The 1,722-nt window shown below is 44.3% G+C and carries 2 protein-coding genes; one reads left to right on the top strand and one right to left on the bottom strand.

Annotated features, from left to right (window positions below; all coding sequences use genetic code 11):
• Positions 1-255: 255 nt before the first annotated feature.
• On the top strand, positions 256-531 hold the full coding sequence (locus tag F6K20_RS37180) for a hypothetical protein (protein WP_287298221.1): 276 nt from the start codon (positions 256-258) through the stop codon (positions 529-531).
• Between the two features lie 246 nt (positions 532-777).
• Here the strand turns inward: F6K20_RS37180 and F6K20_RS37185 are convergent.
• On the bottom strand, positions 778-1,722 hold a 945-nt coding region (locus F6K20_RS37185; RefSeq protein ID WP_287298222.1), incomplete at its 5' end, for a universal stress protein.

The raw sequence follows: 1,722 nt of genomic DNA on the forward strand, positions 1-1,722 counted from the left end.
GAGGAATAGAGAGTCAAACATGTAGTGTTAAGAACTACTAAAAGTATTGTGGGTTCGAAATTATGTGAGTTTTAATGTCATGAAAAAACTAGAACTGCCTTTTTCTTGTAGTTACTTAAAGCGTTACCAATATTACAACAACAGTTAGACGCTCTGCTAGAATTTGACATAAGTACTGTCAGGGATCACTACCAAGACCACCCAGATACTTTACCCATACTTCAAGAATCCGCTCGCTCTGATACTGATTCGGATGTGCGAGGTAAAGCAATTCAACAGTTAGCTCAAGCTTGGCACGACCAGCCTTGGTTATCGCAATTTTTATGCGATCGCACTCTCCATGACCCCTTTGACCCTGATAAAGACAGAGATTACGAGAGAGATGACGAGAATTACAATCCTCGACAAATAGCCCTTCAGGCCATTCTCGAATATTATCCTAACCATTCCCAAACCCGATCCTTATTGCAGGATAGAGCAGAGCATGACCCCGATCCTCAACTGCGAAAGTTTGCAAAGGAGGAATTATAAAAATTAAGAAAAGAATAGATCCAGTGGTGCGTTACGGGGGGTGTATTCTTACCACAACTGATTAATTTCATCCACACTCAACCCGGTATATTGAGCAATATCATTCAGGGGTAAGCCTGCTGCCTTCATCTGAACGCGATCGCGTGTGCGTAGCACATAAGCTGAACGCGATCGCGTGTGCGTAGCACATAAGCTGACAGCTGAAGAATTACCACTGTTCCCTACTCCCGATTCCCTACTCCCTAATTAATGAAGGGCTTCCCTAACTAGAATCACAGTACTATCAACACCCCGTGCGATCGCTTCTGGAATATTGCCATGGATCGCCTGTTCCAATAATCCCTCTCGACTAGCTCCGATCACGACTACATCATACTTGTGAGCGTTAGCTAAACGAATCAAAGCATCAGAAACAGAATAGGAACGGATTGGAATTGATACCACATCACACATACCTTTGAGTTGCTGTTTGAGGAAATAGGTAGCTTTTTCCAAGCTAGTCATTACAGGTTCCCCAGCTTGAGGGTTAAAAACCTGAGCTACTACGATTTGCTCTGCTTTAGCCAAGGTTGCTAGTATCGGGATTAATTGTAGGGCACGGCTAGAATTCGGTCCACCAGCAATGGGTATTAACCAACGCTTCCAGGTCTTAGCTAGTGAACCGTACTTAGCAGATTTAACATCATCTACTACTTCCTTGCCTTGGGGTAATTTCAGCAAGACTAAATCACAGGGAGCTTGTCGAATCAAGGTATCGATAATATTACCAAAAATCTGATTAGGACTATTAGATGGTCCTCCCTTCCATCCCATCAAAATCAGATTAATATGTCGTTGTTTAATAGTTTCTAGAATTGCTTGAGCGGTATCGTGGGATATCCGGATTTGGGTGTGAACGGGCATTTCCCACCGTCGCCCTAGCCTTTCCGCTTGCCTTAGCAATCTGCGACTTTTAGTAGTATCAACTGCTGTCTGAGCAGGACTAGTGCTGCGGGAGATAGGTATTACCTGCAAACACTCAAGTTCATAGTCGTGTACCTGGCCAATAGCAGTAGCTATTTCTAACAATACTGGTGCTGATTGGGGATTAGCTAAGGGAACCAACATCCGTCCACTGCCCGTAGCTGGAGCGCGAGTATAATAGACACCATAGGAGGGATCAGGGCTCGGTCCTAGTTGCTCTTTTTCCCC

Source organism: Moorena sp. SIO2C4 (genome assembly GCF_010672485.1).
In the GTDB taxonomy this organism is placed as follows: domain Bacteria; phylum Cyanobacteriota; class Cyanobacteriia; order Cyanobacteriales; family Coleofasciculaceae; genus Moorena; species Moorena producens.